Raw genomic sequence first — 14763 nt, forward strand, 5'->3', positions numbered from 1 at the left:
TTATTAAATTTAATTACTAATAATAAAAATGGATAATCTTGATGAGAGCAATCTTCGCAATTGAAGTTTGTATTCTCATCAGTTGATTATCCGTTTTTATTTTGACTTTTTGAAAATAGGAATTGGATGTGTTACAAGGTAAATAGATAATGGAACAACTAAAATCACTCCTATTAGTGAGTAAAACATGATTAAAAGATTATTGATCACTAGTTTGTCATTAATAATTTCGCCGATGGAGTAATGAAGAGGGTAGAACCAAAGAATTAGAGGGAGTAAACTTCCAAATATTCCATACGTAATGGTATTGAGAGAAGTCCCGATAATATCACGTCCAATTGAAAATCCACTTTGTTTTAAGGTGTAAGTAGAAAGAGTAGAATTATTATTTTTAAGCTCTAAAAGTCCAGCCGTAATAGCGACAGCTGCTTCTGCAATTGCTCCTAATGCTGAAAAAATTGCAACAGTAACAGAAATTAATGGATAACTAAGGCCAGGTTGTTGGGATTGTCCAATAAGAACATCATTTGCTTCAATGTTCATACCAGCTGCTTGAGCAAAATATTGGCCTGCAATGATAATTAAGATAACAATACAAGCAATAATTAGCGAACTTATAAAAGAAGTCCACCCGACCTTTTTATTTCCTGTTCCTACAAAAATTATTGTAGCTAGTTTTAGCGGAATAAATATCAGAGTTAGGATAATGATATTTAAGCCAGTCGCAATTAAGATAGCAATAATCACTAATAAAAGAATGTTAATTAAAATACTAAAGAAACTTCTGATTCCTACTTCACCACCAATTATTGCCATTAAAATTGCCAGTAAAACAATTAATGCAAAAAGAGTACTCATTTTTTATCCTCCTTCTTAAAAAAGAGTAGGCTACATCCTGTAGCACTAGCAACAGTTAAAACAATTCCAATTGCGGCTACCATTGTTTGTGTAAGACCAAGAGTCAAAGAATAATTGAAACTATCTACAATATTGCTGTTATCTCTAAGATAAAGTATCAATAAAGGAAGTTCACTAGCTATGAAAATTAGTAATAAAACGTTAATTAAAGGACCCATAATTTCTTTTCCTAGAGCTTGGCCACTTTTTAAAATTTCTTTTTGAGTTATTGTAGGATTGTGAATAATTAATTCGCTTAAACTTGATACAATGTCAGTTGATTCGTCTAAGACTGCTCCTAAGACACTGAGAAGTGTTTGGGCGAGGAACACACCTTGTAAATCTTGATTAGAAAAATCAGAATTATCATACATCATTTGAGAATTTCCCGTTAGTTTCATTACTAAGTAACAAAGGAAAAATGAAGCAAAGAGTCCAATTAGAGTAGAGAGCCAAGTAACAAGCATTTTTTTATTAAATCCTTGTACAATTAATAAGGCTAAAAATGATAAAATAATTGTTCCGGCCCCGTAAAGAAGAATATTATGAAAAGAATGAGTTTGGATGTCTAAGCTAATTAAGGCAAAAAATATCCCCCAACTGATTGTCATAGAAGCAAGGAGAGCCCAGACGTGTTTCCCAGCTATTAAAATTATTGAGCAAAGCGTTAAAGTACCTAATGCTACTAAGATCCAATCACGTTTAATAGTCGAAATTGTAGACCGATGGCGAACAAATTTTATTAATAAGCGATCATTAGGTCGATATTTTTGAGTTAGGAGTTGAGAAGGCGAGTAGGTATTAGTAAGGCGGTAAACTTTACCTGAGTTTTTACCAGATAGAATTTTAATATCGAATTTTTGCAACCGAACTTGATCATGATTTTGGTAGATATCTTTTGTTTTATGAGAAAGAGTATCAGAAAAATTATTCTTTTGAATTACAGCGATGTCTTCGTGATGGTAAAGAGAGGTTGAATTGTAAGTTATCCAGGTTAAAATAATGCCGCCAATTAAAACACATAAGGCAGCCCATATGCGAAGATTGATCTTTTTTTAATAATAATCACTCCTTAAGTTGTAATAATCTAATGGTACTACTTTTTAGCCAAGAAAAAAGCCAGCTAATGAATTTTAGCTAGCCTTTAATAAATTCTGAGATGATGTTTTCAAATGAATAGCATATCCAATTAAAACAAAAGATAATCCTTCAAGCCATCCTCCTAGTACATCTGAGGGATAATGGACATGAAGATAAATACGTGTATAACCAATTATTAAGGGGAAAACTACCCAAAGAACATTTAGAAAGAACTTAAGAGGTTTATTTTTTACTAAAATACAAGTAATAATAAATAAACTTCCAAATAAGGTTACACTTCCCAAAGAATGACCAGAAGGAAAGGAATAGCCGTCTGCATAGACTAAATGAGTAACGGTTGGCCGAGGACGTTTGACTAGATTTTTAATAACCCAGTTGCAGGCATTTCCCAAAATCATAATTCCTGCTTCTAAGCCAGCCAATTTATAGTGTTTGAAAATTAACAGACCAATAAATAGGATGATTGCTTCTACGACAATAGTTGAGGTGTTCCCAAGAGTAGTTAAACTGCGAGCAATTTTAAGGTTTGTAGGATTGTTATTAGAAATTATATTAATAATATTTTTGTCAAAGGTATGAATAAAATTTTGCTGAGTAGCCACACAAATTGCCCAAACAATAAAGATAATTCCTGCGCCGATTCCTAAACTCAAACTTAGTTGATATTTTTTATAAGAATTTTCCAAGATTAAATTCTCCTCTTGTTTTTTTTAGTATTTGTGGTAAATTATAATCATTATCTAAAAGAAAATAAAGGTTGAAAAGTAGTAATAAGAAAATTTTTTCAGAGAGAGATTGGTTGGTGCAAAGTCTTAAAGTTGACTTATGAACTTGTTTCATTTAAATGCCTTACGTTTAACATGCGTTAAAATGTTATGAGGGTTGCTTAGAGAAGCAAAACTTAGGTGGTACCGCGAATGTTAGATCGTCCTATGTGTTGAGCATGGGACGATTTTTTTATGGATAGAAAGAGGAATTTATGTACAATCATAAAGTTGTTGAAAAAAAGTGGCAAAAATATTGGGCAGATCATGATAGTTTTAAAACAACTCAAGATCCAGCTAAGAAGAATTACTATGCTTTAGATATGTTCCCATTTCCTTCAGCAAAAGGTCTTCATGTGGGACACCCTGAAGGTTATACTGCTACAGATGTTATGGCACGTATGAGACGGGCTCAAGGCTATAATGTGCTTCACCCAATGGGTTGGGATGCATTTGGTCTTCCTACAGAACAATATGCCTTAAAGACTGGTGAAGATCCAGCTAAAGTTACCGATGAAAATATTGCTAATTTTAAGCGTCAGCTAAATAAGCTTGGCTTTTCCTATGATTGGGATCGTGAAGTTAGAACTTCTGACCCTAATTTCTACAAGTGGACTCAATGGGTTTTTGAGCAAATGTATAAAAAAGGCTTAGCTTATGAAGCTGAAGTTCCTGTTAACTGGTCACCAGATTTGGGAACTGTTGTTGCTAATGAAGAAATTGTTGATGGTAAAACTGAACGTGGTGGTTTCCCAGTATATCGTCGTAATATGAAGCAATGGATGCTTAAGATGACTGCTTATGCAGATAGATTGCTTGAAGATTTAGATGATTTGGATTGGCCAGAACCTGTTAAAGAAATGCAAAGAAACTGGATTGGTCGTTCAGTTGGAGCACAAGTAACTTTCAAAGTTAAGAATAGTGACAAGACTTTTGATGTTTTTACTACCCGTCCGGATACTTTATTTGGTGTAAGTTACACTGTATTAGCTCCAGAAAATAAATTAGTTCAAGAAATCACCACTCCTGAACAAAAAGAAGCTGTGGATGCTTATATTAAGAAAATTGAATCAAAATCAGATCTTGAAAGAACAGATTTAAATAAAGATAAGACTGGAGTCTTTACTGGTGCTTATGCAATTAATCCAGTAAACGGTAAAGAAGTTCCAATTTGGATTTCTGACTATGTGTTAGCAAGTTATGGTACTGGTGCGGTTATGGCAGTTCCTGCTCATGATGATCGTGATTATGCATTTGCCAAAAAATTTGATTTGCCAATTAATCAGGTAATTGAAGGTGGTAATCTTGAAAAAGAAGCCTTCACGGGTAATGATAAGCACATTAACTCTGATTTCTTAGATGGGTTAAATAATGATGAAGCTAAAAAACGTATGGTGCAATGGCTTGAAGAACACAATGTTGGTAAGCAAAAAGTTAATTACAAGCTTCGTGATTGGGACTTCTCTCGCCAACGTTACTGGGGTGAACCAATTCCTGTAATTCATTGGGAAGATGGAACAACTAGTTTAGTACCAGAAGATGAACTTCCACTTCGTTTACCACATGCCACTAATATTAAGCCTTCTGGTACGCCAGAAAGTCCTTTAGCTAATTTGACAGATTGGGTAAATGTAGTTGATGAAAATGGACGTAAGGGTAAGCGTGAAACTAATACGATGCCAAACTGGGCTGGTTCATCATGGTACTACTTACGCTATATTGATCCTCACAATGATCAAGAATTAGCTGATTATGACTTACTTAAACAATGGTTACCAGTTGACCTTTACATTGGTGGTGCGGAGCACGCAGTTCGTCACTTGCTTTATGCTAGATTTTGGCACAAAGTTCTTTATGATTTGGGAGTAGTACCAACCAAAGAACCATTCCAACGTCTTTATAACCAAGGGTTAATTTTAAAAGATCATGAAAAGATGTCTAAGTCTAAAGGTAATGTTGTTAACCCAGATGATGTGATTGAAGAATATGGTGCAGATAGCTTAAGAATGTACGAAATGTTCATGGGCCCATTGGATGCTTCAATTGATTGGGATGATAATGGTCCAGCTTCCACTAAGAAGTTCTTAGATCGGGTATGGCGCTTAATGGTTAATGATCTTGATTTAAAGGCTATTCCAAGTGAAAATATTGTTGATGAAAATGATGGGACTTTAGATAAGGTTTATAACCAAACTGTTAAGAAAGTAACTGAAGACTTTGAAGCTCTCCACTTTAACACTGCTATTTCTCAAATGATGGTCTTTATGAATGAAGCTCAAAAGGCTAAAAAGATTCCACGTGAATATGCAGAAGGGTTTGTTAAATTATTAGCCCCAGTTGCTCCACACATGATGGAAGAAATTTGGTCAATTCTAGGTCATGATGAATCTATTACCTATGCAAAATGGCCAACTTATGATGAAAGTAAGTTAGTTGAATCAACTGTGGAAATCATGGTTCAAGTAAATGGTAAGTTACGTGGTAAATTTGAAGCTGCTAAAGATGCTGCTAAAGATGATTTAGAAAAGCAAGCTCTTGCATTACCACATGTTCAAAAATTCTTAGAAGGAAAAGACGTTAAGAAGGTTATCGTAATTCCTAATAAGATTGTCAATATTGTGGCAAAATAATTTTCCTGTTCTATTTTTATAAGAAAAGTATTGAAGAAAAGAATAGGAAATTATATGAAAAATAATAATTCACATGAAAATAATTCACAAGCAACCATGATTCGTGGCTCTGCCTGGATGACATTTGGTTCAATTGTTTCTAGAATCTTAGGAGCAATTTATATAATTCCTTGGTATGCCTGGATGGGAAGCGATGGCAATTTAGCCAATGCTCTAACTGCTAAAAGTTATAACATTTATAGTTTATTTTTAATCGTTTCAACAGCTGGTATTCCTGGAGCTGTAGCTAAGCAGGTAGCCAAGTACAATGCTTTAAATGAGTATGGAATAGGTCGTAAATTATTTAGGCGTGGCTTGTTTTTAATGATTATTTTTGGGGTAATTTCTGCGGCTATAATGTATTTAGGTTCCCCATTTTATGCTGGTGGTGACAAACGGCAAATACCAATTTTGCATAGTTTATCTTATGCGGTTTTAATTATTCCAATTTTAAGTATTATGCGAGGATATTTTCAAGGATATGCGGATATGATGCCAAGTGCAATGTCTCAATTTATTGAACAACTTGCACGTGTCATCTGGATGTTATTAACAGCGTATGTAATTATGCAAGTGCAGCATGGTTCATATTTAAAAGCTGTTATTCAGTCAAATTTAGCTGCTGCGATTGGGGCAGCATTTGGTATTTTGCTCTTAGTTTGGTTTTTATTTAAACGAAGAAGTTACTTAAATTCTTTGGTGGCTCATTCAAATAATCAAATAAAAATTTCTACTTCAAGTTTATTTAAAGAGATTATAGAACAAGCAATCCCATTTATTATCATCGATGCTGGAATTATTTTTTATCAGTTAATTGATCAATACACTTTTCACCCAATGTTAGCAAAATTTGTTCATGCAAGTTCAGACCAGATTGAGAGTTGGTACGCTTTATTTGGTTTAAATGCAAACAAGGTGATTATGATTATTGTCTCTGTTTCAACTGCAATGGCAGTCACAGCAATTCCACTTTTATCAGGAGCACATGCGCGAAAAGATTATCACGATATTGCATCCCAATTAGAAAATACCATTGAATTGTTTTTCTTTGTAATGTTACCAGCATCTTTAGGAATGGCTGCGATTAGTACACCGGTTTATACCATTTTCTATGGTTATGATCCATTAGGTTCAAGTGTGCTATATTTATCGTCATTTACCGCAATTTGTCTTGGATCATTTACAGTTTTAATGGCAATGTTACAGGGGTTATCTGAAAATGGTTTAGCAATAAAATATTTAATTTTTGGTTTAATTATCAAATTTATTGTGCAGTTACCAATGATTAGAATTTTTAAAATTTATGGTCCTTTAATTGCTACTAATATTAGTATGCTATTTGTAATTTGGCTCTGTTTAAAACATTTACATACTCAATATCATTACAATAATGATCGTGCAGCAAGAAGATTTGCTGGAACAGCCGTCTTTTCAGTAATAATGTTTTTGATTGTAACTATTGTTACTAAATTTGCAGGGAAAATTTTTAGCCCGCAGACACGCTTTGGTGCAATTATCCTTGTTATAATTGGAGTAGCAGTTGGAGCAATCTTCTATATCTTCATGACTTTAAAAACTAGTCTTGCTCAAAAGATCTTGGGGAATAAGGTTGAAGCGATTGCTCGTAAATTACATATTAATATTTAAAAATAGAAAAAGCCTTTCGATTAATTTCGAAAGACTTTTTTGTCTTTTCAAGTTTGAAAAGCGCCCCTGCCAAGGAACTTCAGTATATCATAAAAAATGAATTACTTAAAAATAGTACAAAAATTTTTGCTTAGAGTCAAAAGAGAGTAAAATTAAAACTGAGAATAAGAGAGGACATGATTTTATGAAAAAAGATACATACAAAACTTTAGTTGGTTTCCGTGATATTTGCTACAATGACTTCAATTTTGAAGTTGATGTTAAAAATTTTTATTTAGGTACTGATTCCTATAAAAAAATTAATGATATCCTAGTAAAGCATCAAGAAGATGATGAAAGTTTATTAACTTCTTTTGAAGAGGGAGCAGATATCTATCAAGATTATGGTAGAGAATATTTAAGCACAGCTACTAAGCGTGAAATTCAACATGATATTAATGCAGCACGTGAATTTAAAGATAATTTTGAAGGAAATAAAGATGACTTTGAAGATAGTTATAAGGCATTTTTAGATGAAAATTCTTTAAGTTATGCATTTGGCCCAAAGAGTAATCTTGATGAAGTACAAGCTGAATTAAATGAGGTAGAAACTGATCGAGTAATTATTTGGCAACGAAGAGAAAACGAATATATTCTATTGCCTCATACAGTCAAGAGTTTACAACGTATTCGTGATCGTATCACAAAAAGTCGTGATATTGATGATAAGGAATTGCGTCATGCAATGGAAAAATTATTTAATAATTTAAATAATTTCCTTGAACCATTCAGTGATCGTGATTTAGGTAAGCATGAAGATAATTTAACTGATCAACAAAAGAATGCAATTATGGATTTTGCCCTAGATGTTCAATTAGATGCACGTGAAGAAGGTGCAGAAAAAGTAGCAAAATTTGCATTGGAAACTGCTAAAAAAGATAATAATGAATAAAGAAAAAAGTCACTATTAAGTGACTTTTTCTTATAGTTGGCGATGTGGCAAAAGGGTGCGAGTGATTGGAAAATTAGTTCGATCAATTAAAGAAGTAAAGTTTTGGAAAAGCCAGCGTCTTAATTCTGCTGGGCTAATTACTAAAGGCATTCTAGGATGAGCAGCTAAAACAGTTTCGTTAGAGTTAGTAGTCGCAAGTGCAAAGTAATCATTATCGTAGATGCCCGCTAAAAAGGTCATGGGATAATCACTGGCTTTGAAGCTAAATTCTTCATGGTATTTTTTACCATTTTCCAGCGTGTAGGTAGAACGACTACTTTCAAAAAATTGGCTAGTAATCACAATACAGCGTTGACGTGCAAAAGAAGTATCCCACATTGATGGCTTAGTCTCATAAAAACGTTCAATGCGTGCATTATTTAAAACTTGATTAGGTTTAAATGGACTAGGGTAACCCCATTGTTTTACTTGAAGTTGCAGCTGATCATTTTGGTAAAGTAAAACTAAGCCCTGACGTTTAGGATAAACTTCTGTAAAAGTTTCAAATGGGGCTGTAGAAAAACTTGGTTTGACCAAAGGAAGTTGTAAATCATCCTTTAAGTAAGATTCAATTTCCTTAATTGGTGGTTGTTGAATATGACTACACATAATGGTTCTTCCTTTCTAAAAAATAGAATAAAAAAGCGACTAGAATACTAGCCGCAATCCGATGCCTCAAACAGGATTTGAACCTGCACTCACTTACGTGAACAGCGACCTGAACGCTGCGCGTCTGCCAATTCCGCCATTGAGGCAATATAACTCTATTTTACCAGAAAAATGATGTTTTTTAAATAAGTAAACTAAGGAATTAAAGTGATTATGGAAAAAATTAGGGAAGACATTTTAACAAAAGTAATCAAAAAAAGACGTAGTAATTCTCATAAAGGAAATTTTGGAAGAGTACTGTTAATTGGTGGAAATAAGAAATTTGGTGGCGCTATTATTATGGCTGCTGAAGGAGCATTAAATGCTGGGGCAGGCTTAGTCACTGTTGCAAGCGATGAAGCTAATTTGACAGCGTTACATACAAGAGATCCAGAGATAATGTTTTTGAATTGGAATGATGAATTAACCCTAGGTCAAATGATTGCCAAAGCAGATGTAATAGTGTGTGGTATGGGACTAGGAGAAGACCAACAGGCACAAAAGATTTTAAAATTAATAAAAAAACAGCTTACTAACAAGCAAACTATTTTATATGATGCTAGTGCTTTAGATTTAATTGCCAAATATAACGATTTATTAGCCTTGCAAGCGCAAACGATCATTTTGACTCCCCATCAAATGGAATGGGAACGTTTAAGTAAAATAAAGATCCCAGACCAAACGAATATTAATACCCAGGAAATTTTAAGAAAAATGTTTCCAAGTAGAAATGTAATTTTAGTTTTAAAGAGTAATCATACCCAAGTTTATTACCAAGATAAAATTTATAAAAATTACCTGGGAAATCCTGGAATGGCGACTGGTGGAATGGGTGACACCTTAGCTGGAATTATTGGAAGTTTTTGTGGGCAATTTGAAACAAGCATTGATACTGTAGCAGCTGCGGTTTATCTTCATTCTTTAGCGGGGGATGAAATTTATAAAAATAATTATTTAGTGCGTCCCACGAAGTTAAGTGCTAGTCTGCCCCGCTTGATGAAATTGCATCAGCAAAAATCTTAAAAGGCGATGCGGTTAAGACAGTTTTTTGCTAGAATTGAGAAGGACTTCATTTGAAAGGAAAAATTATGAAATTATCTAAAAAAATATCTTTCTTTTTTCTAACTTTGTTTCTATTTATTGGAATTGCTACAGTAGCTAATCCATCAGTAGAGGCAGCCACTATTGATAACTATCATCAAAATAATGTAAATTTAGATGTTAAAGCGGCCATTGCAATTGATGGCAAAAATGGGCAAGTATTATATGCAAAAAATGCTAATCAGGCCCTTCCAGTAGCTTCAATGTCTAAATTAATCACTATTTATTTAACTCTTCAAGCAATTAAAGATAAAAAAATTACCTGGAATCAAAAAGTTACCCCAACAAAGCAAATTGTAAAGGTAAGTAAAAATCCAGACTATTCAGGAGTGGAACTTAATTTAGGTCATACTTATACTATTCGCCAGTTATATCAATCAACATTAATTCAATCTGCTAATGGTAGCGCAATGCTTTTAGGAGAGGCAATTGCAGGATCACAAGTTAAATTTGTTAATCAAATGCGTAGCCTGCTAAAAAAATGGGGGATTAAGGATGCAAAAATATATACCCCAGATGGCTTGCCAAATTATACCCAAGGTGCAGATGCTTATCCTGGTGCAAGTAAAAATGCAGAAAATACTTTGTCAGCTAGTGACATGGCAATTGTAGTAGATAAATTACTGACAGATTTTCCTGAAGTAACAGAAACGACAAAGCTCTCTCATTTAGATTTTAATGATCATGGTAAAGTTACTAAAATGACTAGTTGGAATTGGATGTTGAAAGGCCTCTCGCAATACGATGCAGCTTTTCCATTAGATGGCCTAAAAACAGGAACCACTGATGCTGCAGGAGCATGTTTTGCAGGAACTATGGTTAAAAATGGCCGTCGCATCATCACAATAGTGATGGGGGCTAGTCACAAGGATGGGACAGATCCAAGTCGTTTTGTACAAACTAAGAAATTATTACAATATGTATTTTCTAACTACCAACTTTACATTTTAAAAAAGAACCAAACAATTTCTGGTGCTAAAACCGTTGCAGTACCTGAAGGAAAAGAACGAACTGCGAATTTGGTGCTCCAAAAAGATACTGGAATTTGGCTCTCTAAAAATGAAAAAGTAGTAGGTGTAGCAAATCCTAAAAGTATTTCTGCTCCTCAAGTTGCTGGTAAAAGGGTGGGTTCAATTGCTTTAAAAGCAATTCCAAGTATTAAAGATGCAGATGGGGTCCAATTACCAGCAACAGTGAAAACTAATGTAGAAAAAGCTAACTTTTTTGTAAGAATTTGGCGTAAGATCTTTGGTTAAGGTGCAGATTTAAATTTGAGAATTTTGAAAAAGTCACATATAATAATTAAAAAGAGCAGTAGTAATTATTGAAAAGAAGAATCTAAATTGAAACAAAATAGAATAGTGATAGCTATTGCAGTGGGAATTTTGTTAATAGCTGGAATAGTCTTTTTTCCAAAAATTAATATAGCGGATACTAATAGAAAAGTTGAATCTACAAAAGTAGTTAAGACAAGCACGCCAAAAAAATCAAAAAATGTGGCTCCTTACAAAGATCCCAAAGACTTGCGTCCAGAAGGAACTTGGAAGAAAAAAAGTGAAAAAAAGGCTCATCCAAATTTGCAACAAGTAAAGAATTTATGGATAAGAGTTTCTTTAAAGGGTAATCGAACTTATATTATGAGTGGCAAAAAGCCAATTTATACGATGCTCTCAACTGGTGGCTTGTATCATAATGGGAAATCAGATACGCCAACAGGTACTTACTATATTCAAGAAGAACGTGGACAAAAGTTTTATAACAAAAAATTAAAAGAAGGCGCCCGTTACTATGTTAGTTGGAAAGATCATGGCATTTACTTGTTCCACTCCGTGCCAACTAAACGTGGAGATAAAATTGATGTAAAAGAAGCTAATAAATTGGGTAAAACTCAAGGTTCTCATGGTTGTGTCAGATTAAGTTTACCCGATGCCAAGTGGCTAATGTATAACGTACCTTATGGAACTAAAGTGGTAGTAAAAGATTATTAATTAAGGGTTGGTTCTTATTTAAATACCTGTTATAATCTAATCACACAGGTCAAAAGTAGTAAGTAAAGAAGTTTAATAGCGAGTCTATGTTGGTGGAAGATAGACAAATGGTTTTACTGAAGGCGTGTTTGGCTAACAACTAAATTATTTTTAAGCGGATACTTTGTATCAATTAGAGTGGTACCGCGGGCTTTCCCGTCTCTTTCTATTTATTTAGAAAGAGACCTTTTTTATTTTACGAGGTGAATTTTTATGGATTTTAAACAAAAAGTAGTTGACTTAATTAATGAACAAGTTGATTTACCGAAGGGAAAAATCAACTTATTAATCGAACGTCCAAAAAATGAAAAAATGGGTGATTATGCTTTTCCAGCTTTTGCCTTAGCTAAAATTGAACATAAAAATCCAGTTGAAATTGCAAAAAATATTGCCGAAAATATTAGTGATGAAAATTTCACTAGTATTCAAGCAGTTGGCCCATATGTAAACTTTGCAATTAATCATGAAAAATTAGTAAAGTCAACTTTAGAAGACGTATTAACTGAAAAGCAAAACTATGCCAATCAAAAATTAGGTACTGGAAATGTTGCGATTGATATGTCATCCCCTAATATTGCTAAACCAATGTCAATGGGACATTTACGTTCAACAGTAATTGGTAATTCAATCTCTAAAATTATGAAAAAAGTTGGTTATACACCAATTAAAATTAATTATTTAGGGGACTATGGAACTCAATTTGGTAAATTAATCACTGCTTATAAGCTTTGGGGTAACGAAGAAGAAGTAAAAAAGGATCCAATTACTAATCTTTTCCACTACTATGTTAAGTTTCATGAAGAAGCAGAAAAGAATCCTGAATTAGAAGATGAAGGACGTGCCTGGTTTAAGAAGCTTGAAGAAGGAGATCCAGAAGCAGTTAAATTATGGAAGTGGTTTAGAGAAGTTTCTTTACAAGAATTCAACCGCATCTATAAAGAATTAGATGTTGATTTTGATTCATATAATGGTGAAGCTTTCTTTAATGATAAGATGACACCAGTAGTAGATGAGTTGAGAGAAAAAGATTTGCTTCACGAATCACGTGGTGCACAGGTTGTTGACTTAGGTGAAGATGAAAATCCAGCTTTAATTTTAAAATCAGATGGTTCAAGTCTTTACATGACTCGTGACTTAGCAGCTGCACTTTATCGCAAAAATCAATATGACTTTGTCATGTCACTTTATGTGGCAGGTAATGAACAAAGTGGCCACTTTAAGCAATTAAAACAAGTGTTAAAGAAAATGGGCTATGATTGGGCAGACGACATCCACCACATTCCATTTGGCTTAATTACTCAGGGAGGTAAAAAATTATCTACTCGTAAGGGTAATGTAGTTTTCTTGGATCAAGTTTTAAAAGATGCTGTTGACTTAGCACAAAAACAGATTGAAGAAAAGAATCCTAATTTAAATGATAAGGAAAAAGTTGCTCACGATGTTGGTGTTGGGGCAGTTGTTTTCCACGATTTAAAAAATGATCGTTTAGACAACTTTGATTTTGATTTACAAGAAGTTGTACGTTTTGAAGGAGATACTGGTCCTTACGTTCAATACACTAATGCACGTGCCCAAAGTATTTTGCGTAAAGCAAATAAGACCATTTCAATGGAAAGTTTAAGTTTAGATGATGATTGGGCTTTTGCCGTAGCAAAACAATTAGCAGATTTCCCAACAGTTGTTGCTAAGGCAGCTGAAAAATTTGAACCATCAATTATTGCTAAATATGCTCTTAGTCTAAGTAAAAAGTTTAATAAATATTATGCTAATGTCCGTATTTTAGAAGATGATGAGCAATTAAATGCCCGTTTAGCACTTGTACAAGCAACTTCAGTGGTATTAACAGAAGCATTACGTTTATTAGGTGTAAATGCACCACAAGAAATGTAAAAAGATAAAAATAATTTTTATTAGACTTAACTATGTTAATTTTTGCACAATTGGGTTAAACTAATAATGTAAGAAATATAGGAGGTTATTTCAAATGGCTTATTTTGTAAATGGTAACGAAATTTTTAAAGCTGCACGTAAGAACCACTACGCTGTTGGTGCATACAACACTAACAACCTTGAATGGACTCGTGCATTATTAAAGGGTGCTAAGGAAACTAGAACTCCATTATTAATTCAAGTTTCTACTGGTGCTGCTAAGTACATGGGTGGTTACAAGACTGTTAAGGATCTTGTTGAAAATGAAATGGATAACATGGACATCGATGTACCAGTTATCTTAAACTTAGACCACGGTGACTATGAATCAGCTAAGGAATGTATTGCACTTGGTTACTCATCAGTTATGTTTGATGGTCACAAGTTACCAGTTGAAGAAAACTTAGAAAAGACTAAGGAAATCGTTAAGTTAGCTCACGAACGTGGAATTTCTGTTGAAGCTGAAATCGGTAAAATTGGTGAAAACCAAGGTGCTGATGGTGGTGAATTAGCTTCTGTTGAAGATGCTAAAGCATTCGTAGCAGCTGGTGTTGATAAACTTGCTTGTGGTATTGGTAACATCCACGGTGTTTACCCAGAAGGCTGGAAAGGCTTAAACTTCACTCGCTTAAAGGAAATTGCTGAAGCTGTTCCTAACACTCCACTTGTATTACACGGTGGTTCAGGTATTCCTCAAGACCAAATTGAAAAGGCAATTCAATTAGGTATTGCTAAGATTAACATTAACACTGAATTCCAATTAGCATTCCAAGCTGCTACTCGTAAGTACATTGAAGACAAGATGGACTTAGACAAGGGTAACAAGGGTTACGACCCTCGTAAGCTTTTGAGAGCTGGTACTGATGCAATTACTGCTTCTATGAAAGAAATGATTTCATGGATGGGTACTGCTCCAATCGATTCTAAGGAATCTTCAGTACAATTTGATGAAGCTTCATTAAACGAAGAATAATTTAACTTATTAAAAAATAGATTTCGAGTTAATCGAA

At 33.8% G+C, this 14763-nt stretch carries 12 protein-coding genes and 1 tRNA gene; 8 read left to right on the forward strand and 5 right to left on the reverse strand.

Annotated elements, in window-relative coordinates; all coding sequences use genetic code 11:
* Window positions 1-96: 96 nt before the first annotated feature.
* The 3 genes from FP433_RS02340 to FP433_RS02350 form a co-directional block, all read right to left on the reverse strand.
* Window positions 97-858, reverse strand: coding sequence for a YibE/F family protein (locus FP433_RS02340; RefSeq protein ID WP_265486965.1), 762 nt, complete (start codon window positions 856-858; stop codon window positions 97-99).
* Window positions 855-1946: a YibE/F family protein gene (locus FP433_RS02345; protein ID WP_265487242.1), complete on the reverse strand. Its 1092-nt coding sequence runs from the start codon at window positions 1944-1946 to the stop codon at window positions 855-857. Before FP433_RS02345 ends, FP433_RS02340 begins: the two co-directional genes overlap by 4 nt.
* 84 nt (window positions 1947-2030) lie before the next feature.
* The gene (locus FP433_RS02350; protein WP_265486966.1) at window positions 2031-2684 is read right to left on the reverse strand and encodes a phosphatase PAP2 family protein; all 654 of its coding nucleotides are present in this window, start codon (window positions 2682-2684) and stop codon (window positions 2031-2033) included.
* A 293-nt stretch (window positions 2685-2977) separates the two neighbouring features.
* On the opposite strand from FP433_RS02350, the gene leuS reads away from it, so the two are divergent.
* The 3 genes from leuS to FP433_RS02365 all read left to right on the forward strand — a co-directional run bounded on the left by leuS (window position 2978) and on the right by FP433_RS02365 (window position 8009).
* Window positions 2978-5392, forward strand: a complete 2415-nt coding sequence (gene leuS, locus FP433_RS02355) for a leucine--tRNA ligase (protein WP_265486967.1) — start codon at window positions 2978-2980, stop codon at window positions 5390-5392.
* A 54-nt stretch (window positions 5393-5446) separates the two neighbouring features.
* Window positions 5447-7078 carry a putative polysaccharide biosynthesis protein gene (locus FP433_RS02360; protein WP_265486968.1) on the forward strand — a complete coding sequence of 544 codons (1632 nt, stop codon included), beginning with the start codon at window positions 5447-5449 and terminating at the stop codon, window positions 7076-7078.
* A 184-nt stretch (window positions 7079-7262) separates the two neighbouring features.
* The gene (locus FP433_RS02365; RefSeq protein WP_265486969.1) at window positions 7263-8009 is read left to right on the forward strand and encodes a hypothetical protein; all 747 of its coding nucleotides are present in this window, start codon (window positions 7263-7265) and stop codon (window positions 8007-8009) included.
* 30 nt (window positions 8010-8039) lie between these two features.
* Here FP433_RS02365 and FP433_RS02370 read toward each other — a convergent pair whose 3' ends face one another.
* Together FP433_RS02370 and FP433_RS02375 are read right to left on the reverse strand one after the other, a co-directional pair.
* Window positions 8040-8657, reverse strand: a complete 618-nt coding sequence (locus tag FP433_RS02370; protein ID WP_265483303.1) for an SOS response-associated peptidase family protein — start codon at window positions 8655-8657, stop codon at window positions 8040-8042.
* A gap of 62 nt (window positions 8658-8719) precedes the next feature.
* A tRNA-Leu gene (locus FP433_RS02375) sits at window positions 8720-8803 on the reverse strand.
* A 67-nt stretch (window positions 8804-8870) separates the two neighbouring features.
* Here FP433_RS02375 and FP433_RS02380 point away from each other — a divergent pair.
* From FP433_RS02380 to fba, 5 genes are all read left to right on the forward strand, one after another.
* Window positions 8871-9719 (forward strand): NAD(P)H-hydrate dehydratase, encoded by an 849-nt coding sequence (locus FP433_RS02380; RefSeq protein ID WP_265483301.1) that lies wholly within the window; start codon window positions 8871-8873, stop codon window positions 9717-9719.
* Window positions 9720-9784: 65 nt separating this feature from the next.
* Window positions 9785-11053 carry a serine hydrolase gene (locus FP433_RS02385; protein WP_416202980.1) on the forward strand — a complete coding sequence of 423 codons (1269 nt, stop codon included), beginning with the start codon at window positions 9785-9787 and terminating at the stop codon, window positions 11051-11053.
* An 87-nt stretch (window positions 11054-11140) separates the two neighbouring features.
* Window positions 11141-11785, forward strand: coding sequence for a L,D-transpeptidase (locus FP433_RS02390; RefSeq protein ID WP_265483299.1), 645 nt, complete (start codon window positions 11141-11143; stop codon window positions 11783-11785).
* 252 nt (window positions 11786-12037) lie between these two features.
* Complete coding sequence (gene argS / locus FP433_RS02395) at window positions 12038-13714, forward strand: arginine--tRNA ligase (RefSeq protein WP_265486971.1); 1677 nt, start codon at window positions 12038-12040, stop codon at window positions 13712-13714.
* 94 nt (window positions 13715-13808) lie between these two features.
* Window positions 13809-14726, forward strand: a complete 918-nt coding sequence (fba, locus tag FP433_RS02400; protein ID WP_265483297.1) for a class II fructose-1,6-bisphosphate aldolase — start codon at window positions 13809-13811, stop codon at window positions 14724-14726.
* Window positions 14727-14763: the final 37 nt, after the last annotated feature.

This window comes from Lactobacillus sp. PV012 (assembly GCF_014522325.1).
GTDB lineage: Bacteria > Bacillota > Bacilli > Lactobacillales > Lactobacillaceae > Lactobacillus.